General features: G+C 62.5%; 16 protein-coding genes. 10 read left to right on the top strand and 6 right to left on the bottom strand.

Going from position 1 to position 21,729, the window contains the following annotated elements; all coding sequences use genetic code 11:
* Positions 1 to 3 precede the first annotated feature (3 nt).
* From nrfE to BN1137_RS21290, 6 genes are all read left to right on the top strand, one after another.
* On the top strand, positions 4 to 1,965 hold the full coding sequence (gene nrfE, locus BN1137_RS21315) for a heme lyase NrfEFG subunit NrfE (protein ID WP_050720518.1): 1,962 nt from the start codon (positions 4 to 6) through the stop codon (positions 1,963 to 1,965).
* Positions 1,962 to 2,531 (top strand): DsbE family thiol:disulfide interchange protein, encoded by a 570-nt coding sequence (locus tag BN1137_RS21310; RefSeq protein WP_050720517.1) that lies wholly within the window; start codon positions 1,962 to 1,964, stop codon positions 2,529 to 2,531. Before nrfE ends, BN1137_RS21310 begins: the two co-directional genes overlap by 4 nt.
* Positions 2,528 to 3,715 (top strand): heme lyase NrfEFG subunit NrfF, encoded by a 1,188-nt coding sequence (gene nrfF / locus BN1137_RS21305; RefSeq protein ID WP_050720516.1) that lies wholly within the window; start codon positions 2,528 to 2,530, stop codon positions 3,713 to 3,715. The genes BN1137_RS21310 and nrfF overlap by 4 nt, the downstream gene beginning before the upstream one ends.
* Positions 3,716 to 3,818: 103 nt before the next feature.
* Positions 3,819 to 4,271, top strand: a complete 453-nt coding sequence (locus tag BN1137_RS21300; RefSeq protein ID WP_050720515.1) for an NUDIX hydrolase — start codon at positions 3,819 to 3,821, stop codon at positions 4,269 to 4,271.
* Between the two features lie 317 nt (positions 4,272 to 4,588).
* Positions 4,589 to 5,488, top strand: coding sequence for a serine hydrolase (locus BN1137_RS21295; RefSeq protein ID WP_050720514.1), 900 nt, complete (start codon positions 4,589 to 4,591; stop codon positions 5,486 to 5,488).
* A gap of 336 nt (positions 5,489 to 5,824) precedes the next feature.
* Positions 5,825 to 7,078 (top strand): D-amino acid dehydrogenase, encoded by a 1,254-nt coding sequence (locus tag BN1137_RS21290; protein ID WP_050720513.1) that lies wholly within the window; start codon positions 5,825 to 5,827, stop codon positions 7,076 to 7,078.
* 92 nt (positions 7,079 to 7,170) lie between these two features.
* Here the strand turns inward: BN1137_RS21290 and BN1137_RS21285 are convergent, their stop codons facing one another.
* On the bottom strand, positions 7,171 to 7,812 hold the full coding sequence (locus BN1137_RS21285) for a TetR/AcrR family transcriptional regulator (RefSeq protein WP_157433895.1): 642 nt from the start codon (positions 7,810 to 7,812) through the stop codon (positions 7,171 to 7,173).
* Positions 7,813 to 8,022: 210 nt separating this feature from the next.
* On the opposite strand from BN1137_RS21285, the gene BN1137_RS21280 reads away from it, so the two are divergent.
* Positions 8,023 to 9,954, top strand: a complete 1,932-nt coding sequence (locus BN1137_RS21280) for an amidohydrolase (protein WP_050720511.1) — start codon at positions 8,023 to 8,025, stop codon at positions 9,952 to 9,954.
* 57 nt (positions 9,955 to 10,011) lie between these two features.
* On the opposite strand, the gene BN1137_RS21275 is transcribed toward BN1137_RS21280, so the two are convergent.
* Positions 10,012 to 11,142: an HPP family protein gene (locus BN1137_RS21275; protein WP_050720510.1), complete on the bottom strand. Its 1,131-nt coding sequence runs from the start codon at positions 11,140 to 11,142 to the stop codon at positions 10,012 to 10,014.
* 181 nt (positions 11,143 to 11,323) lie between these two features.
* On the bottom strand, positions 11,324 to 13,588 hold the full coding sequence (gene metE, locus BN1137_RS21270; protein ID WP_050720509.1) for a 5-methyltetrahydropteroyltriglutamate--homocysteine S-methyltransferase: 2,265 nt from the start codon (positions 13,586 to 13,588) through the stop codon (positions 11,324 to 11,326).
* 207 nt (positions 13,589 to 13,795) lie between these two features.
* On the opposite strand from metE, the gene BN1137_RS21265 reads away from it, so the two are divergent.
* On the top strand, positions 13,796 to 14,716 hold the full coding sequence (locus BN1137_RS21265; protein WP_050720508.1) for a LysR substrate-binding domain-containing protein: 921 nt from the start codon (positions 13,796 to 13,798) through the stop codon (positions 14,714 to 14,716).
* Positions 14,717 to 14,860: 144 nt separating this feature from the next.
* Here the strand turns inward: BN1137_RS21265 and BN1137_RS21260 are convergent, their stop codons facing one another.
* On the bottom strand, positions 14,861 to 15,646 hold the full coding sequence (locus BN1137_RS21260) for a siderophore ferric iron reductase (RefSeq protein ID WP_050720507.1): 786 nt from the start codon (positions 15,644 to 15,646) through the stop codon (positions 14,861 to 14,863).
* 107 nt (positions 15,647 to 15,753) lie between these two features.
* The gene (locus BN1137_RS21255; protein ID WP_050720555.1) at positions 15,754 to 17,916 is read right to left on the bottom strand and encodes a TonB-dependent siderophore receptor; all 2,163 of its coding nucleotides are present in this window, start codon (positions 17,914 to 17,916) and stop codon (positions 15,754 to 15,756) included.
* Positions 17,917 to 18,352: 436 nt separating this feature from the next.
* Between BN1137_RS21255 and BN1137_RS21250 the strand changes: the two genes are divergently transcribed.
* Both BN1137_RS21250 and BN1137_RS21245 read left to right on the top strand, forming a co-directional pair.
* The gene (locus BN1137_RS21250; protein WP_050720506.1) at positions 18,353 to 19,873 is read left to right on the top strand and encodes a sensor domain-containing diguanylate cyclase; all 1,521 of its coding nucleotides are present in this window, start codon (positions 18,353 to 18,355) and stop codon (positions 19,871 to 19,873) included.
* On the top strand, positions 19,863 to 21,386 hold the full coding sequence (locus tag BN1137_RS21245) for an EAL domain-containing protein (RefSeq protein WP_050720505.1): 1,524 nt from the start codon (positions 19,863 to 19,865) through the stop codon (positions 21,384 to 21,386). The genes BN1137_RS21250 and BN1137_RS21245 overlap by 11 nt, the downstream gene beginning before the upstream one ends.
* A 30-nt stretch (positions 21,387 to 21,416) precedes the next feature.
* Here BN1137_RS21245 and BN1137_RS21240 read toward each other — a convergent pair.
* Positions 21,417 to 21,729, bottom strand: a 313-nt coding sequence (locus BN1137_RS21240) for a GyrI-like domain-containing protein (protein WP_198150696.1), incomplete at its 5' end; no start/stop codon positions are given.

The following is a 21,729-nucleotide window of genomic DNA, read 5'->3' as shown; positions in this document are numbered from 1 at the left end:
TGTGTGCTGGCTGAACTCGGCTATCTCTCACTGTTGCTGGCGACCCTGTGCGCCCTGGTGCAAGGCACCCTGCCCTGGCTGGGTCTGAAGCTGATTTCGCCCACCCTGCTGGCCTGTGCCCGGCCGCTTGCGCTGCTGAGTGCCACGTTGCTGGGAACGGCGCTGGCACTGCTCGCAATCTGCTTTGGCCAGGATGATTTCACCCTGATTTATGTGGCCCAGCATGCCAACAGCGCCCTGCCCCTTGGCTTCAAGCTCGCGGCAGTCTGGGGCGGCCACGAGGGCTCCATGTTGTTCTTCGTGTTTGCGTTGGCGCTGTGGGGCGTCTTGGTGGCACTGTGCTCAACGCGGGTCGACCCGCTGATCCGGGTACGGGTGCTCGCCATCATGGGACTTATCGTCGGCCTGTTCGGCCTCTACACCCTCGCGTTTTCTAGTCCCTTTGATCGTGCCTTCCCGGGACCGCTGGAGGGGCGCGATCTCAACCCCATGCTGCAGGACATCGGCCTCATCATCCACCCGCCCCTGCTCTATCTCGGTTATGTGGGTTTTGCGGTCAACTTCGCCTTCGCCATGGCGGCGCTGCATTCCGGCCGGCTGGACGGCGCCGTGGCGCACTGGAGCCGCCCCTGGGCGCTCGGCTCCTGGGTGTTTCTCACCGCCGGCATCCTGCTCGGCTCCTGGTGGGCCTATTACGAATTGGGCTGGGGCGGTTGGTGGTTCTGGGATCCGGTGGAAAACGCCTCCCTGCTGCCTTGGCTGCTGGGAACCGCGCTTTTACACGCCCTTATCGTCTGCGAGAAGCGCGGCGCCTATGGCCACGGCGTGCTGCTGCTCTCCATCTTCACCTTCGCCTTGAGTCTGCTCGGTACCTTCGTGGTGCGCTCCGGGGTGCTCACCTCGGTGCATGCCTTCGCAGTGGATCCCCATCGCGGCCTCACCCTGTTGCTGCTGCTGGGGTTGCTATTGACCGGCGCCCTCACCCTGTTCGCGCTGCGGGCCGATACCCGCGCCCCTTACGCCCGCTTCGGTTTCTGGTCAAAGGAGGGACTGCTTGGCGCCGCCATCCTGCTGTTGACGGTCGCCTGCGCCAGCGTGCTGCTCGGCACCTTCTATCCCATGGTATTCCAATCCCTTCATCTGGGATCCCTGTCGGTCGGTGCCCCCTATTTCAATGCCATCTTCGTGCCGCTGGCCCTGATATTGATGGCGCTGATGACCCAGATCCCGCGCCTGCGCTGGCAAGGGTTGAAAACCACATCCTCCCTCAAGACTCTGATGCCATTACTACTGGGCATGCTGGGGGGCGGCCTGCTCAGCCTCGCATATCGCGAGCAGGGCACCCTCAGCTGGACCGGTCTCATTGCCAATCTGATCAGCCTCTGGCTGCTTGCGAGCCTGCTGCTCAATCATCCCGTCAAACAAGGGGCCTGGTACAGCCCCAATCGGCTGGGTAGCCTTTTGGCCCACATTGGGGTCGCTGTCTGCGCCCTCGGCATCGCCCAAGTGAGTCACCACAGCCAGGAAGGGGGCACAGTGCTCAGCGCAGACACCCCCTACCGGCTCGGTGCCTACGAGTTTCGTTATGAGGGCAGCGAGCCGCTGCTCGGCCCCAACTACACCGCCGAGCGCATCACCCTCAGCGTGCACAAGGAGGGCAAGGAGGTCGCAAGGCTGATGCCGGAGCGGCGCCACTACAGCGTGCGCACCATGAACATGAACGAACCCGGCATCAAGTGGGGACTGTTTGGGGATCTCTACGTGGTGCTGGGGGAGAAGATGGGGCCAGATGCGTATGCCATGCGCCTGCACCACAAGCCGCTGGTGCGCTGGATCTGGCTCGGCGGCTTGTTGATGATGGCCGGGGGCACCCTGCGTCTGCTGGGACGACGTGCCTTGCTCGGTGAACAACGGCCAGCCTGTGCGCCTCCGATCGCTCCAGCCCTGCAGGAGCAGGCACCATGAGATCTCGTCTGCGACTCTTTCTCCCCTTGCTGCTGAGCCTCGGCCTCGGCGCCCTGCTCTGGCTTGGCCTTGGCAACAACCCCTACCGTCAGGACGAGGCGACCCTGGGCCGCAACCTGCCGCACTGGCAGAGTGAGGATCTGTTCGGCGGGCCGCCCATTCATACCCAGTCCCTCAAGGGGGAGCCCTTCCTGCTCAACGTCTGGGCCAGCTGGTGCCCCAATTGCCGCGCCGAACACCCACTGCTCAACGAGCTGGCTTATATTGTTCCCCTCTACGGCCTCAACTACCGAGACAAGGGGAATGCCGCCCGCGCCTGGCTAGCGGATGCAGGCAACCCCTATCGCGCCGTGCTGGCCGATCCTGACGGCAGGCTGGCACTGGAGCTCGGCGTCTATGGCACGCCAGAGACCTATCTGTTCGCCGCCGACGGCTCCCTGATCGCTCGCCACACTGGCGAGCTGACCCGGGCTATATGGCAGCGTCAGTTTGTCCCCCTGCTGGCCGAGGCAAGAGCCAAGGCCGCCGCTTTGCCCCGGCTCAACCCCCAGGGAGACAAACCATGATGCTACGCGCCATCTTCACCGCCTGGCTGCTGATGCTCAGCCTTGCCGCTTCCGCCAGCAGCGTCGACACCTATCAGTTCCGCCACCCCCAATTGCAGACCCGCGCCCAGGAGCTAGCGCGATCCTTACGCTGCCCCCAGTGCCAGAACCAGAACCTGGTGGAGTCCAACTCCCCCATCGCCCGGGATCTGCGGCTCGAGGTCTATCGCTGGGTGGATGAGGGGCAGAGCGATGAGCAGGTGATCGCCCGCATGACCAGCCGCTTTGGTGATTTCGTGCGCTACGATCCCCCTTTCAAGGCCGCCACCCTCCTGCTCTGGGCTGGCCCTCTGTTGCTGTTGTTGCTGGCACTGCTGTCGCTGCGCCGTCGTCTTGGCCGCAACCTTGGCCACAGATCAGGGGGGCGGGATCAGTCGATCGGATGCCAGCCGCACAGGGCACATCCCCAGGATCCCAGGGCCGAACTCAACCGGCTGATCATGACAGAGCAACAGGCAGGGCTTGCCCCCCACTCGCGCCTCTATCGGGAGCTGGAGCAGGCGAGGCTGGCCAATGCCACGCCGAAGGACGAGCAGCGACTGCGGTCACGACTCGCGGCCAAGGTGTCGACTCCCAACCCTCTGTTCTGGCTGCTGCTCGGCCTAGTGCTGATTGGCTCGGCAGTAGGGTTTTACGCCAGCACCGACCGTTATCAGACCTGGCAACGCTGGCAGCAACGCCCCGATCCCCTGGCGGGCCTAAGCCAGCGTGACTTGCAGGACAAGGAGCTCGGCGCCCTGCATCAGCGACTGCAGCGCAATCCGGCGGATCTCGAGGCCTGGGCCGAGCTCGGCCAGCTCTACCTCTATCGGGACGAGTACGAGAACGCCTGGCTCGCCTATCAGCGGCTCGCGCGACTGGAAGGGGGCGCCAGTGCCGCCACCCTGGCGGCTCAGGCCACGGTGCGCTATTACCAGGCGGGCCAGCGGCTCACCCCGGAGGCTCGCCGCCTGCTAGATGCCTCCCTTGCACTCGACGGCGGCGAAGTGAGCGCCCTGATGCTGCTCGCTTCCGATCACTTCCTGCACGGCCGCTACGGCGAGGCCATCACCCTGTGGCAACGACTGCTGGATGACGAACGCCCTCGCATCAACCGGGCCGCACTTATCCAGGCCATCCAGAGCGCTCGTATCATGGGAGGATAAGTGCAGCTCTGCAATTTCAGTACATCCGGTATAAGAGGTTGATCTACGGCGCCCATCCACCCCCATAATGCAGAGCTTCATTTCGCGACCACAAGGACGAATCATGATCCCCATCCGCTGTCACGCCGTTGCCGGTGTGGCCTTATCTGAAATAGATAGTCAGATAAAAATGCTGCTGATGCATCGGGTCAAGGGCGGTTTCTGGTGCCATGTGGCGGGCACAGTTGAAGCCGGTGAAACCGGTTGGCAGACCATCATTCGCGAATTTGGCGAGGAAACGGGCATTCAGGTAACCGAGCTCTATAACGGCCAATATTTGGAACAGTTTTACGAGAGCGGCCCGAATGTGGTGACAGTCGTGCCGGTCTTTGTGGTCTATTGCCCACCCAATCAAGCGGTGCAACTCAATGACGAACACACCGAGTATCGCTGGTGCTCGCTGGCCGAGGCCAAGGCGCTGGTGAGCTTTCCCGGCCAACAGGCACTGTATGATCATGTCTGGCGTTATTTTGTCGAGAGCCGCCCCTCGGCATTAATGCGAGTGGTGCTCGGCTGAGATGGCTGAGGGCTAGTGGAGATAAAGAGGAACAGCACGCTGATAACTATGAGCCGTAAAAGGGTGCAAAAAAGAGTGGTAACGGGTGACCATAATCGGCATATAGTGCACCGCCATGGGGAGGATCTTGACAATAAGCGGATCCACCCATGGCCCAATTTTATCAAATGGGATAGGCCCATAGCCGCCAAGTCGATGATTTCAAGGTGCGCCACCCCATAAAATTAAAATAATGGAACTTTTGACGTTGTTAAGCGTCAGTTCCCGTCATATAACTTAGCCAAATAACCTCGATTGTCGTACGGTAGAGCCTCATCATGAACATGCGTCCTTTTCTCCCCTTGCTGCTCGGCGCCTTTCTCCTTCCCGCCAGCATAGACACTGCCCACGCCGCCCCCCACAACAGCTTCCTCGAATCACGCAGCAGCCTCACCCTGCGATCGGATGCCTTCGTGGTCGCCAATCCCCGCACCGGCGAGATCCTGGCCGAGCACAACGCCAACCGGGTGATGCCCATCGCCTCCATCACCAAGCTGATGACGGCACTGGTGGTGCTGGATGGCAATCAACGGCTCGCCGACTCCATCACAGTCACCATGGATGACGTGGACAAGATCAAGGGCACCGGCTCCCGCTTGGCCATCGGCTCACGCCTGAGCCGCGCCGACATGCTGCACATCGCGCTGATGTCGTCGGAAAACCGCGCCGCCTCCGCCCTGGCCCGCAACTACCCAGGTGGTCGGAGCGCCTTTGTCGAGGCAATGAACGCCAAGGCCCGCATGCTCGGCATGTGGAGCACCCATTTCGCCGACAGCACCGGACTCAATCCGCGCAACGTCTCCAGCGCCCACGACTTGGCCAAGCTGGCGGCCACCGCCTCCACCTACCCGCTCATTCGCCAATACACCTCCACCGAGCACAGACTGGTGCGCAACGGCAAACGCCAGATGCAGTACCACAACTCCAACCGTATCGTGCGCGAAGGCAGCTGGCCCATTCTGGTCTCCAAGACCGGCTATATCCGCGAGGCGGGGCGTTGCCTGGTGATGGGCACCACGGTCAGCAATGAACCCGTGATCATGGTGTTGCTGCACGCCGATACCACAGATGACAGGGTCGCCGATGCCAAGCGCATCAAAACCTGGCTGGAGACCTCCGGCCGCATGAGTCTGACCGCCCAATCCACCCCACCGGCCAAGCTCTTTTCGGCGCAATAAGCTCGCCATGCTCCGACCCTAAACCGCAGGCCATCTCGCCTGCGGTTTTTTGTGGCCTTATCGACGCTCCCCCCATACTCCCTTTTGCGCAACGCGATCCTCTGGCTCTGTCGACACACCGGATCCCGCCCGTTTTTAACAGCATTAAACGTTAATAAAACCTCAATAAACATGATGAAACACTGGCTTTTAATGTTAACAAGGTGAGAGATCGCATTTTTAATCGACCGGATTTGCCGATCCCGCTGCCGATGGTAACGTGATGCCCAATGGGCGATCCCGACCAGCAGAGCCGGGGTCGTCGGCCAATCTGCCATGCACAACAAGGATGAGGTGATGAAGATAGTGGTATTGGGTGGAGGGGTGATCGGGGTGGCCAGCGCCTGGTATCTGGCCAAGGCGGGCCATCAGGTGACGCTGCTTGAGCGCCAAAGCGGGGTAGCGCTTGAAACCAGCCACGCCAATGCGGGTCAGATCTCCCCTGGCTACGCCTCCCCCTGGGCGGCGCCCGGCATTCCGCTCAAGGCAGCGAAATGGATGCTGCAAAAACATGCCCCCTTCAGGGTGCGCCCCACCTCGGATCCCTTCCAGCTGCGCTGGATACTGCAGATGTTCGCCAACTGCACCCCCGCCGCCTACGCCACTAACAAGGGGCGCATGGTGCGTTTGGCGGAATACAGCCGCGACTGTATGAAGGCACTGCGGGATGAACTGACTCTCGATTATGAAGGGCGCCAGCTCGGCACCCTGCAGCTGTTTCGAAGCGAGATCCAGCGCGAGGCCAGCAAGCGCGACATCGCCGTGCTGGCAGAATACGGCGTGCCCTACGAGGCGCTGGATGCCGCCGGCTGCGAGGAGGCGGAGCCCGCCCTGGCGCGGGTGCGCGGCAAGATAGTGGGAGGCCTGCGCCTGCCAGGGGATGAGACCGGCGACTGCTTCCGCTTCACCCAGGCGCTGGCGAACGAGGCCAAGCGGCTCGGGGTGGAGTTTGTGTTCGATTGTGCCATCGATGAGGTCGAGCTGGCGGCGGGCCGCGCCGTAGCGGTGCGCGCCGGTGAGCGGCGCTGGCAGGCCGATGCCATCGTCTGCGCGCTAGGCAGCTATGGCACCGGCTTGCTGCGTCCCCTCGGCATAGCGCTGCCCGTCTATCCGGTCAAGGGCTACTCCCTCACCCTGCCGATGACGGATCCCGAGGCGGCGCCATGCAGTACCGTGCTGGATGAAACCTACAAGGTCGCCATCACCCGTTTCGATGAGCGGATCCGGGTCGGCGGCATGGCGGAGCTGAGCGGCTTCAACCTGGCACTCAACCCCAGGCGCCACGACACCCTGGCCATGGTGGTGAGCGATCTCTTCCCCGCAGGCGGCGATCTCGCCCACGCCGAGTTCTGGACCGGGCTGCGCCCCATGACGCCGGATGGCACCCCGCTGGTGGGCCCCAGCCCCATCCCGGGGCTCTGGCTCAATACCGGCCACGGCACCCTGGGCTGGACCATGGCGGCGGGCTCGGGCCAGCTGCTGGCGGATCTTATCACCGGCAACCCAACCGCCATCAGTGACGAGGGGCTGACCCTGGCGCGCTATGGCTAAGTACAGATAGGCTAGGCGCAGATGGCCTGTCCTCAATTCGGCCCGCCAACATAGAATCGCGGCTTTAAGCCGCGTACCGCCCGAGTCTGGGTTCAGGGCGCCATGCTCAGCCCAAGGTTGGACTGCCAGACCCGCGTGGGATCGGGCTCTGCGATGGCCGCCCCCACCAGCTGCTCGCACCAGTGCCGGTGCAGTAGCCACATCTGTCGCCCCGCCTCCCCCTGCTCCTTGGTGCACTGCTTGGCCACGTCCGTGGTCCGGTAGAAGTAACGCACCAGGGCGGTGAGCTCGGGCTCTGGCCAGCGGCAGCCGAAGTGGCGCAGCCGCGCCGACCAGAAGGCAATCTGGCCCCGTTCGTGCTCCTGCTCCACCTCGTGCAGAGCCGGAATGAGGTCCATCGCCAGCCAGAGCGCGCCATAACCGACGAACTCCTCATCCAGCGCCTCCAGCGCCTGATCCAGCATCAGCAGGGTCTGGGGCCAGCTCTGGGCCTGCTGCCGAATGTGCTCCTGTGCCTCGCACACCGCCGCCAGCCAATCCATGGCGAGGCGGCAGATGATGGCTTCCTTGTTCGGATACAGATGGTAGAGCGACTTGATGCCGACCCCGGCGCGCGCCGCGATGGCATTGGTATTGAGCGCCGCAAAGCCCTGCTCCTGCAGCATTGACAGGGTGGCCTGCTCGATGCGACTCGCCACCTCCTGACTGCGCTGCTGCCTGGGTTGGCGCCGCATGCAGAGCTCCACCGGCAATAGATGATCCATCACGTCTTCTCCGCAATAAGGTTTCCCCACCGGGACTGGTTGTCATAACTACATGATGTGACACGCTAAACACAAGCCAAAAAAAGTGCAGCAATCACTGGCATTTTTCAGGATAGCTGCAATAAACAAGAGTGCTCATATCTGCAGTAATAACTGCAATTAACTCAAGGAGAGCACGCTATGGATAGCAAACAGATGAGGATCAGCACCCTTGCCCTGCTGCTGGGCGCCCTGCTCGGCGGCTGCCAGCAGGAGAACAGCAGTGAAGCCCCGCCGACCAGCACCCTTTACCTCAACGGCAAGATCCACACCCAGGATGGACAGCGCAGCCAGGCCGAGGCCATGGTGGTCAGCGATGGCAAGTTCACCTATGTGGGCTCGCGCGAAGGCGCCGAGGCTTATCAGAACAAGGCGACCCAGGTGGTGGACTTGCAAGGCAAGATGGTGCTGCCCGGACTGCACGACAATCACATCCACCTGATAGGCACGGTGGCGCTGGATATGTGCGACCTCGACGGCCAGAGCGTCGATCTGGATGCCCTCGCCGCCAAGGTCAAAGAGTGCCTGCCCCGCTACGCCCCCAACAAGGGGGACTGGCTGGTGGTCAATCAGTGGTCCCCCTATGACGGCAACACCCCGACCGCGACCTATACCACCGTCCTCGCGGCGCTCGATGCCATGGCGCCGGACAACCCGGTGATGCTGGCCGGGGTCGACGGCCACGCCGGTGGCTACAACTCCCAGGCGCTGGGGTTGGCCCAGGACAAGGATGGCAATGTCGTCGGCTTCAACCCCACCACCCTGGCGCCGGGCGGGGTGTTTGCCGATTTCATTCCCTATGTGGATTTGACCAGCGGCGTCATCCGGGATGCGGCCCGCAGCGCCATCCCGGTGCCCGACAATGGCGTGCTGAGCGCGAGCAGCGATCAGGCCGCCGCCCAGTACGACAAGATCCTGCCCGCCATCTCCGAGCTGATGGCGTCGCGCGGCATCACCGGCATTCAGGATGCCTGTGCCAGCGACTTCATTCGCCAGCGCCTGCGCAACATGGAGGCGCAAGACCTGCTGCACATGCGCGTCACCGCCGCCACCTGCTTCCACGACGATGATTTCAGCGGCAAGCTCGACCTCGCCGGTCACCTGGCCAAGGCCAAAGAGGTCAGGGACAGCTTTGCCGAGGATCCGCTGATCAAGGCCGATGCGGTCAAGATCTTCCTCGACGGCGTGATAGAAGGGGATCCCTTCACGGATCCGGTCTTTTTGCCCAATGCCGGCATGCTGGAGAATTACCACAGACCCCATCTGGCCATGGCCTCTGGCAGCAGCGATGTCACCATCACCGCCGACAGCGAGGACGCGGGCAGCAACGGCATCGTCAACTACCAGGATGCGGATCTGAAACGCTACGTGGGCGCGCTGGACAAGGAGGGTTTCAGCATCCACATGCACAGCATCGGCGATCGCAGCACCCGGATGGCGCTGGATGCGCTGGAAGCGGCCCGGGCCAGCAATGGCGATCATGGCATTCCCCACACCCTGGCCCACCTGCAGGTGGTCCACCCGGACGATCAGAAGCGGCTGGGAGATCTCGGCCTCTATCTGACCTTCACCTATGCCTGGACCACGCCCCAGCTCGCCTACGACATGATGGTGAGCCCCTTCATCCAGCCGACCAAGGCGGGCCAGTCGTTGAGCGAGGCGATCTACGATCCGCTCGGTTATCTGCACGAGGCCCTTTACCCGGTCGAGAGTTCCCGCAAGGCCGGCGCCATCCTGGTGGCGGGCAGCGATGCCCCGGTTGACAGCCGCGACCCTAGACCCTTTGAGAACATGGCCGCCGGCATCATGAAAGCCGCGGATGGAAAAGCCGATTACCGCGCCAACCAGCACACCTCGCTGACCGAGATGCTGGCCGCCTACACCATCAACGGCGCCAACGCGGTGCGTCAGGGAGACATCACCGGCTCCATCGAGGTGGGCAAGTCGGCAGACTTCATCGTGCTGGACAGAGACCTGTTCGCCCTGGTCAACGCCGGCACGCCGGAGCAGATTGCCGAGACCCAGGTCGAACGCACCGTGTTCCAGGGAGAGACCGTCTATCCTGCGCCCTGATAGCCAAGTCAGTTCATGTCATAAAAAAGGCCCCGCGAGGGGCCTGTTTTTTATCACTCATTTATCGGGTGAGAATATGGGCACCCCACCGGCTCCCTGACTCGGTTGCAGCGCCAGGGTAAAGAGCGCGGCCACCATGTCCGACTGGGTCAGGATCCCCACCAGTCGATCCCCCTCCACCACCGGCATGTGATGCAGACCCCCATCGGAGAAGGCCCCCACCAGCTCATGGAGCGGTTGATCCTGGCGGGCGGTCTGCACCGCCCGGGTCATGATATCCATGACCTTCAGCGCCTCGAGCGCCTTGGCCGCTCTTGGCTGATGGGATTCCCGGTCGATCATCAGGTCGTGCAGCGTGATGATCCCGACCAGCAACTCACCGTCCACCACCGGCAGCGCCTTGATCCTGTGACGCGAGAGCAACTGCCAGGCCTGCATGGCCGACTCCTCTGGCGAGGCGGTGACCAGGTCTTTCGACATCACCTCCTGGCAGCGCACGGTGCCGACCCGCTCGCGCAGGGCGTGCAATTGCGCCTCTTGCAGCAGCGCCTGCAGATCCTGGCGGCTAATATCGAGCAGCTCCCCGTGCTGCTTGAGGGCAAAATCGATGTCCGCGGCCCCGGCGAGGCGGGCGCTTGGTTCAGGATCCGCGGTCTGGTGGCGATTGGGCTGCGCCTTGCCGCCGTTGGGGTAGCGCCGCCCCAGCAGGCGGTTGTAGCACAAGCCCAGAACCAGCAGCAGAGATGAGTTGATCAGCACCGGCAGCAACACATAACCCACCCCGAGCTGGCGAATGCTCTCGCCGCCGATGACGGCGGTCAGCGCCACGGCGCCGCCGGGGGGATGCAAACTGCGGGTAAGGAACATGGCGGCGATGGCCAGCATCACGGCGCAGGCACTGGCGAGCGCCAGATCCGGGATCAAGGCGGCGCTCGCCACCCCCATCAGGGCCGAGACCCCGTTGCCCACGACGATGGACCAGGGCTGAGCCAGCGGGCTCGCTGGCGCGGCGAACAGCAAGACGGCGGAGGCCCCCATGGGGGCTATCAGCCAATGGGCATCGATCCCCAGCAGCCACTGGCACAGCCAGCCGGTGCCGAGCAGCCCGATGAAGGCACCAAGGGCGCCATAACTGCACTCTTTGAGGCCGGTATTGGTCGATACCGGCAAAAAATCCCTGAACTGCATCCTGCTCCCGACGGTAAGGTTTATTTGAAATGCGCAATATTAACGGCAGAGTCACCACAAAGGCCAGCCATGGCACTGTCACCGCCAACTGCCGTGATAAAGGGACACAAAAAAAGTGGGAAGGCCCAGGCCTTCCCACTCTCATTACTTATCCCTGCTCTGCTTCGTTCTTGTTCTCGCCTCAGGCCAGCTCGGCGCGCAGCGCCTTGGTCGCCTCCACCATCACGGTCAGCGCGGCTGTGGTCTCTTCCCAGCCGCGGGTCTTGAGGCCGCAGTCCGGGTTGACCCAAAGCCTGTCCGCCGGGATCTGTTCGGCGGCCTTGCGGATCAGATCCTCAATCCAGCCCTGGGTCGGCACGTTTGGCGAGTGGATGTCGTAGACACCGGGGCCGATTTCGTTCGGGTAGTTGAAGCGCTCGAACGCCCCCAGCAGCTGCATCTGGCTACGGCTGGTCTCGATGGTGATGACGTCAGCATCGAGCGCCGCCACCGCCTCGATGATGAGGTTGAAGTCGCTGTAACACATGTGGGTGTGGATCTGGGTGCTGTCCACCACCGGGCTCGCACTCAGGCGGAAGGCGCGCACCGCCCAGTCCAGATAGGCCTGATGATCCTGCTTGCGAAGGGGCAGCCCCTCGCGGATGGCCGGCTCGTCGATCTGGATGATCTTGATGCCGGCGGCTTCCAGATCTGCCACCTCGTCGCGAATGGCCAAGCCAATCTGCAGGGCGGACTGCTCGCGGCTCACGTCTTCACGCGGGAAGGACCAGCAGAGGATGGTCACGGGGCCAGTCAGCATGCCCTTGACCGGCTTCTCGGTCAGGCTCTGGGCGAACTGGGTCCATTCCAAGGTCATGGGGGTAGGACGGTCGATGTCACGAGTGATCACCGGCGGTTTGACGCAGCGGGAACCATAGCTCTGTACCCAACCGAAACGGGTGATGGCAAAACCGTCAAGCAGCTCACCGAAGTACTCCACCATGTCGTTGCGCTCGGCCTCTCCGTGCACCAGCACGTCCAGCCCGATGGCTTCCTGGCGCTCGATGGCATCCTTGATCTGGGCCTGAATGCCCGCCTCGTAAGCCTTGCCGTCGATGCGACCGGCCCGCCACTCCTGGCGCAGTGCCCGGATCTCCGAGGTCTGCGGGAAGGAGCCTATGGTGGTGGTGGGCAAGAGCGGCAGCTTGAGATCCTGGCGCTGGGCTTCGGCGCGCAGCGGATAAGCGCTGTGGCGATCGAAGTCACTGTTGGTGAGGCTGGCCAGACGCGACTGCACCCCCTTCTTGTGTACCCGGCTATCGGATTCCCGATCGACGATGGGCTGGCTGTAGGCGCTGATCTTCTCCAGATCCCCACCGTTCAGGTACTCAGCCAACAGCCCCAGTTCGTAGCACTTTTGCAGGGCGAAGGCGAACCAGCTGCGGGTCTGGCCGTCCAACTCGTGCTCCAGGGTCAAGTCCACCGGGCTGTGCAGCAGGGAGCAGGAAGAGCCGACCCAAAGCTGCTCGCCGAGTTTGGCTTTCAGTGCCTTGAGTGTCGGGGCCAGCTTGGCCAGGTTGGCACGCCAGACGTTGCGGCCATTGATAACACCGGCGGAGAGCACCCACTGGGCAGGCAAGTGCGGGACGAGCGTCTCCAGCTGTTCGGGAGCGGCCACCAGATCCAGGTGCAGACCGTCCACCTTCAGGCTGGTGATGATGTCGCGCTGATGGGCTACCGAGCCGAAATAGGTGGTGAGCAGCAGCTTGCAGGGGCCAGCCAGGCGCTCATAGGCCTTGAGGTAAGCCAAGCGCCACTCATCCGGCAAGTCCAGCGCCAGGGCTGGCTCATCGATCTGCACCCACTCCACTCCCTGGGATGCCAGTTTGGCCAGGATTTCCTGATAGACGACCAGCAGACGATCCAGCAGGTCGAGACGGGAGAAGCCGCTCTCTTTTTCCTTGCCAAGCCACAGATAGGAGACGGGTCCGAGCAGCACGGCCTTGACCGGCAGCCCCAGGGCCTTGGCCTCTTCGACCTCGTCAAACAGCTGGCTCCAGCCCAGTTTGAAGCGTTGATCCTGGCTGAATTCCGGCACCAGATAGTGGTAGTTGGTGTTGAACCACTTGGTCATCTCGGCGGCGGCGGCGGCGGGACCGGTCGGCGCGCGGCCACGGGCCACCCGGAACAGGGTATCGAGATCGGTATCGCCATGGCGGTGACGGGCCGGCACGGCATCCACCAGCAGGCTGGTGCCGAGCACCTGATCGTACCAGGCGAAATCGCCGACCGGCAGCAGGCTCACGCCGGCGGTGCGCTGGGCCTGCCAGTGGCGTTCACGCAGGCTCTTGCCCACGGCCACCAGCTCGGCCTGGGTGGACTCGCCACGCCAGTAGGATTCGAGGGCAAATTTCAGCTCGCGCTTGGCGCCGATACGGGGGAAACCGAGGGTGTGTGCGCAGGTCATAGATCCAATTCCTTATGCTCGTTCATCTGATGGGAAACTGGATGATTTAGCCATCCAGATGTTTACACATCTAGAATGTCGAGATAAGGTGGCCCTGGCTATTGAATCCTTTTCAACTGGCTCTCAAGAAATTCTCAACTGACGCGCAAGGGAGCCCTGAGGCCCTATGGAAGTCAGCCTGCAATGGATGCAACAAGGAGCGAGATCATGGGTGTGCCCAACTATCCGAGCAGTAATTTGAACATCGATATCAAGCACTTGAAGACCATCAGCGCGCTGGCCGAGCAAGGCTCCCTGGCCGGCGCCGCGCTGGCGCAAAACCTCACCCAGTCCGCCCTCTCCCATCAGCTCAAAGAGTTGGAGACCCGCCTCAACCTGGAGCTCTACCTGCGCAAGAGCCGGCCCCTGGTGCTGACGGCGGCAGGCCAGCAGTTGCTCAATCTGGCCCGTCAGGTGCTGCCCGCCCTGGCCCTGACCGAGCGGCAGTTGCAGGCGCTGCACAGCGGCGACGCCGGCCGGTTGCACCTGGCGCTCGATTGCCACAGTTGCATCCAGTGGCTGCTGCCGCTGTTGCCGGATTTTCGCCGCCAGTGGCCTGGGGTGGATCTGGAAGTCGAATCCGTGCCCGGCTTCGATGCCATCAGTGCCCTGCTCGGCGGTCAGCTCGACCTGCTGCTCACCTCGGACGTGCAGGCCAGAGGAGATCTGCACTTCGAGCCGCTGTTTGCCTTCGACCTCACTATGGTGATGGCATCTGATAGCAGGCTGTGCCACAAAACACAGATAGAGCCGATAGATCTGCTACAGGAAGTGCTGCTGGTCTACCCGGTAGAGCGGGCTCGCATGGACGTGTTTAGCCGCTTCCTGCAACCGGCCGGGGTCGAACCCGCCCGCTGCAAGCCGGTGGACAACACCTCCGTCATGCTGCAGATGGCCGCCGCCGGGCTCGGGGTCGCCGCCCTGCCGCGCTGGGCCAGCGAGGAGTTTGTGCGCCAAGGCTTGCTCGAATCCAGGCCTCTCGGCCAGGGCATCCGGCGCCATATGTATGGCGCCGTGCGCGCCGCCGACCGGGATCAGGCCTGCCTGCAGAGCCTGTTCGAGCGGATCCGCGCCAAGATGGGTGCCTGAGGTCGGCCCATAAAAAGGCCGCCCCCTTCTACTGTACGGGGGCGGCCTGATGTCATAGGGGCAAGGTCGTGGGATCACGAACCCTTGCTGCTTATTCTTCCTGTCCGTTCTACCTGCTTAACTCTTCCTGCTCATTCTTTCTGCTTACTCTTCCAACGTCCCGCAGCTGGCATGGCCGTGTCGCCGTGGGCAGTTATCGCACAGCTCCCCATCCTTGCGTTTGTAGTGCAGGCAGCAGCGCTGACGCACATAGCCGGGGGTGGCGCTCAGCGCGCTGATCCCATCGTCCAAGCCCCGCGCCTCGCGCCAGCCCGCCAGGTGCTCGGCAGGCAGGCCACAGGCGGCGAGCCAGAGCGGGGCATGGGCCGCCACCTCTTCTTGGCTTATCTCGCCAAAGAAGTCAGGCACCCGCACCAGGGCCGCCAGCAGATCGTCCGCCAGCAGCGGGCGGATAAAACCGGGCCTCAGCCGCTGCACGCTTGCCATCAGCTCGAACAGTTGCTGCCAGTGCCTGCGCAGCCGAGTGCCCGCCGCAGCGATCAGCACTTCTCGCTCCCCCTCGATCATGGGCGCCAGCGGCAGGCTGAAACCCGACACCAGCCCGCCCTGATGACCCTGCCCCAGCTTGTCCAGGGCCGGTACGGCGCCGACTCGATAGACCGCGACCATGGCCAGATAGATGGATTGCCAGCACAGCATGCCCCAACTGCGGGTCAGCCAGTAGGCGGGACCCGCCTCCGGGTGTGCCAGGCGCCAGTGATCGTGCAGTGCCAGCGCCACCTCGGCGGAAGTCTGGCCGCAGTCACCGGCCGCCAACAAGGGGGGATCCCCCGCCACCAGCCGCCCCTTGAGGGAGCCGATAAGCTGGGCGGCGGCGGCAAAAAGCCGCTCGTGCTCAGCCTGCAGGCGAGCCGACTGCTCGGTCGCCAACCCGCCAAGCCGAGCGCCGCCGTCGCCCCTGGCGCCGATGGAATGGGGCTCGCTGCGCGGTGGCGAGCCGATGGAAGAGAGCCCCGACCGTTGGCCGGGGCGCAGGGTTAGAATGCGTATTTGAGTCGAGCCTCCACATTACGCTCGGCACCGAACCAGCAGTTGTTCTGGTCGTAGCAGGAGTAGTAGGTCTTGTTAAGCAGGTTACTGGCGCTAAGCGACGCCTGCACCCCTTTCAGGCTCTGGCTGAGCCCGACCAGATCGTAGGCCGCCGACATGTCCATCAAGACATAATCCGGCACCGTATCGGTGTTGGCGGCATCGAGCTGGGCCTCCCCCACGTAGCGCAGGCCGGCGCCGACGCGCATCCCTTGCAGGTTGCCGCCGCCATAGTAGTTGCTCCACAAGGAGGCCATCTGCTTGGGCACCCAGACCGGGGTCTTGCCCTGCAGGTCTGTGGTGTCCTTAGTGATCTCCATGTCCTGGCGGGTATAGCTCAGCGCCAGATCCAGCTGGTCGGTGATATCCATCCGCCCTTCCAGCTCGATGCCCTTGGAGACGATCTCGCCGGTCTGCAGCTTGGGTCCATAGATGTTGTCCGGATCCGTCACCAGGGCGTTCTCCTTGGTGATATGGAAAGCGGCGACGGTGAAGGTCTTGCTCATGTCCTCGGACAGGAACTTGATGCCACCTTCCCACTGCTGGCCGGTGGAGGGGTCAAACGCCTTGCCGTTCTTGTCCGCCCCCGGCACCGGCTCGAAGCTCTCGGCATAGCTCACGTAGGGCGAGAAACCGTAATCCAGCTCGTACAGGGCGCCGAGGCGGAAGGAGAGGTTGTCTTGATCTATCGTGGCCAGTGACTGGCTAGCCGCCCCCATGTAGAGGCCGCGGCTGTCGGTGTCCATCTGGTAGCTGTCATAACGGGCGCCGCCGATGGCCACCAACCTGTCCAGGCGCACCTGATCCTGCAGATAGACCCCGGTCTGGGACTGGCGAATGACCTTGCGATCCTCATAGGGGAAGCTCAGGGAATCCGGCTTTATCTGATTGTGGTTCGGGTTGAACATGTCGATGCTGGGGGCCGAGTAGTCGAGCGTGTCCTGATAGAGGATGTGCGCATCGAGATACTGATAATCGACCCCGAGCAGCAGGTTGTGCTGGGCTGTGCCGGTCTGCACCTTGCCCGCCAGCTGGTTGTCGATGACAAAGCCGCGAGAATCCTCGTCCGTCAGGTAGGCGTTGCGCGCAACTGTGCGATTGTCGGCCGCCAGGGGTGCGTTATAGGTGTTGCGCTGATAGGCGGAGGCATCCATGTAGCGGGCATTTTGCAGCACCTGCCAGTTGTCGTTGAACGCGTGGCTCAGCTTGTAGCCCACCAGGGTCACATCCCGGTTGTACTCGTTCCAGTTCTCATCGCCAAGGAAGCTGTCGCTGCCAAGCTGCCCCAGGGGGTTGCTCTTGACCGAGCCGCTCGCCGGCACCGTGGTGTAGATGCCCGCCTCCGGATCTTTTTGGTAGTAGAGGTTCAAGTTGAGCAGGGTGCGCTCGCCGAGCTGCCAATCCAGCGACGGTGCGAACACGTAGCGCTCCTCCTCCGAGGTCACCGCCTGGCCGTCCTTCTGACGGGCCAGCCCCACCACCCGATAGGCGAGCTGCTCGTTGATGGCGCCCGTGCTGTCAAAACTCATCTCTTTCAAGGCACCGGTGCCCGTGGCCACGCTGACGCTGTGTTTGCCCTCGCGCTGGGGGCGCTTGGCGATGAGGTTGACCATGCCGCCCGGCGGCATGCTGCCGTAGAGCACCGAGGTTGGCCCCTTGAACACTTCCAGCTGCTCGATGGCCACCGGGTCTATCTGGGGTTGCAGGTTCCACTCGTTGTACTGCAGCAGCAGGCCGTCGTAGAAGTTCTGGTAGTTGTCAAAACCGCGGATATTGAACAGATCCAGCCGATTGACCGCCCCACCACGCAGCTCGGTGTTGACGCCGGGCACATAGCGCAGCGCCTCGCTCACCGAGCTGACGCCCCGCTGCTCCAGGGTCTCGCTGTCCACCACCGAGATAGCCTGTGGCGTTTCTATGGGGTCAAGCTGGGTCTTGGTCGCCGTGTTGCGATAGGTCTGGCCCAGCACGGTCAGGGTCTCGTCGGCTACCGTCTCTGTCGAACTGAGGGGCTCGGTCGAGCTGAGGGGCGCGGCGGCTAGGGCTGAGCCTGCCAACAGGGCGGAAATGGTCGCGGCGACCACGGTCAATGGGGGGTGAACAAGTTGCATCTGATCCTCGACTGCCAACTGCATGTGAATAGTAACAAATCTCATTTGCATTTTATTGTTCTATTTCGCCCCTGAATTAACAATTTGGGGCATGTTGGCGGGGCAATGAGGAAGAAATGGCGGCGCATTGGCGCCATCTGACTGCGAAATGTGGCAAGTGCGAGGGGAGCATATCCAAATGACAATGACGCAAGGGGGTGAGCCATCATCGGGCAGATCGGGTCTGATGCCTGCGGATCACTCGGGCGCTGGCCTGCCACAACTTAGAATAAAGAACAGAAAAACAGATTATTTAATGAATATTATTTAGAGTTTTGACTCTTTTTTCGTCAATTCACTTGATCCGGGTCAAGCGCTACTGACAGGGATGAAGATAGACTCCTTCCCCCAAAAATCAGCTCTATTTGAGACGATACAAGGCCCCCCGATCGCGCCCATGAACGACATCATCAGCAAAGAACTGCACTGCAATACCCAGCTCAATATCTCCTTTAGCGTGATCATCCTGACCATGGCCATCAGCATGACGACCGTCAGTTACATCATTCAGCGCTCGGCCGAGCAGACATACCATGCTATCGCCACCACGTTCGTCCACAACATGGCCACCCAGTTTATCGAGCAGCAGTTCAAGCCGCTGGAATACACCCTCAATGAGACCAGCAACTTCATCGACGGGCCAAAACTGACGGGGTTCCTCGACAAGGAGCAGTCCTCCTTGCGCACGGTGCTGATACAAACGTTGTCTATCAACCCGAGCATCACCAGCATCGTCGCCTCGGACCTGCAGGGGCACTTCAATACCGTCCCCTTCCTGCCGGTCGCCACCGATTTCGATGCCACCACCCGCCCCTGGTTCAGGTCTTCCACCTCCCGCAGTCTGTTCGTCAACTACAGCAAGCACTATGCCAATGCCCAGACGGGATTGCAGACCGTCTCCTTCTCCCAGCTTATCGTCAGCCAGGATGGCTACCCGCTCGGTACCCTGGCCATGGATCTCAATCTCGAGTACCTGAGTTATCCCCTGCGCCAGTTGAAGAGCCCGCTCAAGGGGGAGTTCTACGTGGTGGACAGGGCCGGCGATATCCTGCTGCACTCGGATGTGAGCAACCTGTTTCGCCACAGTGTCGATCCTGCCCTCATCAGCAAGATGACCAACGGCGAAGATCATCTCCATGACCGGCAGAATCAGACCCATATCTACTACTACTCCTTCTCCAACCCGGACTGGTTTGTCATCTACACCGTCAGCGATGCCGACTTCAACAGCGCCAGTCGCGCCAATGCCTACCTGCTGCTGATCGCCATTCCGGTCTGCCTGCTGATCTGCCTGCTGTGCTGGGGCTCCCTGCGTAACTGCTTCAACAAGATGATCATCCAGATCGTCGCCATGCTGCGCATAGGTCGCATCGATCTGGACAATCCCGACAACCTGCTGCGCCAGGAGATCCAGTGCGGCCACGATAAGATGCAGGAGGCGATCACCGCCTCCACCACGGATGCCCTCACTGGGTTGTTCAATCGCCGCAGCTTCGATCAGGATCTGAGTGCCTGCCTTGCCAGCGGCCAGCCCTTCTTCCTCGGTATCGTCGATCTGGACAACTTCAAAGCCGTCAATGACCAATGGGGCCACCTGATGGGGGATACGGTGCTCAAAACCGTGGCGCAGGAGGGAATGCAGAGTGCCAGCAAACGGGCCAACCTCTATCGCTATGGTGGCGAGGAGCTGGCCATTCTCATCCCCGGTGACAACAAGAACGCGGCTATCGCCCTCCTGGAGCAGTGGCGCCAGCGAACTGAGACACATCAATGGCGTGAGGCGGATCTGGTGGTGACCTTCTCCGCCGGCCTTGGCCAATGGCAACAAGAATCCATCCCACAGCTGATCGAGAAGGTTGATCAGGCTCTTTATGGGGTCAAGCACAGTGGCAAGAATCGGGTGCACTATGCCGACTGACACCCTCAAGCAACGACTGCGTCTGGCCGCCCTGCTCGGCATCGGCCTGCTGATCGCGCTGACCGTCCTCAACCTGATGCAGGCAGCGGCAGGCCTTCGCAAGGACAGCGAGCGCAGCCTGCGCCACGCCGAGGCCATGATCGACGCCGCCATCGACGACAGTCAGGCCCTGATCGAATCGGCACGCCCCCTGCTCGGGCGCGCCTGCAAGGAGAACAGCCTGGCGCTGCGGGATCTCATCACCGCCTCCCCTTATGCCAGGGCGCTCTACGTGCTGGCGGGCAACCGCCTGCTCTGCACCACACTGCACAGACCCATTCAGGCGCAGAACCTGCCGGACTATCTCTTTGGCAAGCAGGACTTGATCCTGGCCAGCCACAGTCCCATCACGGGCCAGACCGCCATCCTCTATCGCAAGCAGCTCGGCAAGCGCACTCTCTTGGCCGAGCTGGATGGCTTTCACATCTTCGGCGCCCTGCGGGCGGTCAAGGGGGAGGAGAACCTCTTCTTCATCCTGGGGGACAGGGCGCTTGACGGTCATGGTATGACCCTCTCCGCCGCCCCCTTGCTGCAAGATGAGAGCGAGTTGCTCTTCAGTCCCTCACACGCACACCCCTACCGGTTGGTGGCCCTCAACGGCTACCCGCAGATCCTGGCCTTCGCCTGGGATTACAACAGAGACACCCTGCTCGCCACGCCGGTGCTGGCACTGCTGCTGGGGCTGCTCAGCTTTCATCTGAGCGGCCGGGGCGGCTCGCCGCGCCGTGAGCTGGCCCGGGCACTGGCGGCCCGGGAGTTCATCCCCTATCTGCAACCCGTCATGAACAGTCAGGGCGGCCTGTGCGGCGTCGAGGTGCTGATGCGCTGGCGCCACCCGGAGCAGGGCATGATAGCCCCGGGCAACTTCATCCCGCTGGCGGAAGAGTGTGGCTACATAGTGCCCATGACCCGCCAGCTGATGGAGCAAACCCTGGACTACCTGCTCAAGGTGGCAGGCAAGCTGCCCCCCGGCTTTCACGTGGCCATCAACGTCTGCGCACAGCACTTCAAAAATCAGGATATCGTGGCCGAGTGTCGCGCCTTCCTGAACGCTCTCGCGGGCCACGACATCCGGTTGGTGCTGGAGCTCACCGAGCGGGAGATGCTCGATGGGGATGCCCAGACCCTGAGCATCTTCGATGCCCTGGATGAGATCGGCGTACTGGTGGCCATCGATGATTTTGGCACGGGCCACTCCAGCCTCTCCTACCTACAGAAGTTCCATGTGGACATCATCAAGATCGACCGCAGCTTCATCAAAGGCATTCAGGAGGAAGGGCCCTCTCGTCTCATCGTCGAGAACATTCTGGATCTGGCCCGCAGGATGGAGGTGGCGCTGGTGGCCGAGGGAGTGGAGACTGCGGCCCAGGTGGAGATGGTGCGCCGCTACGACATCGATTTTCAGCAGGGTTTCTACTTTGCCAAACCCCTGCCGCCGACCGAGTTCAGCCAGCACTTTCTGCCCCAGACATAGCCGTTATAGAGGGCCATCGGTGTGGGGCGCTTACCCCTCACAGGGGGCGACGGGCAGCCAGTATTCCATGCGGGCATCCGCCTGCGCCCCATTGAAATCAGGGCCGTAGCGCTCCAGCTCGAAGCCATCCAGCCCCCGATAACGGGAGCCGGGCAGCCAGTGCAGGATGAACCAGTTGAGAGTCTGTGCCAGCTGGTGAATGGGGCCCACGTGGGTGAGCACCGCATACTCCTGGGGCGGCACAGCCAGTTGGGCGAGTCCGGCGGGCAAGATGGCCTCTTCCGTTGCCGCCACCCCGGCCCAATAGGGCAACGCCTCCCCCGCCGCCGACACATCCACCACC

It is taken from the genome of Aeromonas tecta, from assembly GCF_000820185.1.
In the GTDB taxonomy this organism is placed as follows: Bacteria; Pseudomonadota; Gammaproteobacteria; order Enterobacterales; family Aeromonadaceae; genus Aeromonas; species Aeromonas tecta.
The sequence above is the reverse complement of the archived record's forward strand: the minus strand, read 5'-3'. Positions and strand labels throughout refer to the sequence as shown.